General features: G+C 35.5%; 1 protein-coding gene. It reads left to right on the top strand.

Annotation, left to right across the window (positions count from 1 at the left end; genetic code table 11):
• A partial coding sequence (locus KVT11_RS20165) for a hypothetical protein (protein WP_217609179.1) occupies positions 1-259 on the top strand: 259 nt, incomplete at both ends.

The following is a 259-nucleotide window of genomic DNA, read 5'->3' as shown; positions in this document are numbered from 1 at the left end:
AAGAAAAAGGGATCTACTCACTCTTTGAATTGAATCCATCTCAAACGCTTATAAGAGAGGAATGTAATCAAGCAGAAACTCCGTTATCGCAAGTCAGTCAATACTTTTCTGTAAGGAATCTTGCGCAGCGCCGTAAAGGTAAAGCATATAATCTCTTTTTGCTCTTCCAGACTCGTTTCCTGTTTTTTCCAGTTATCCAGTTATCACATATTTCTTATTCATTCTCTATTCATTCTAAACCAACTAACATATCATATGA

This window comes from Bacillus sp. GbtcB10, assembly GCF_019091365.1.
Taxonomy (GTDB): domain Bacteria; phylum Bacillota; class Bacilli; order Bacillales; family Bacillaceae; genus Bacillus; species Bacillus altitudinis.
This window is presented reverse-complemented; position numbering and strand designations above follow the sequence as displayed.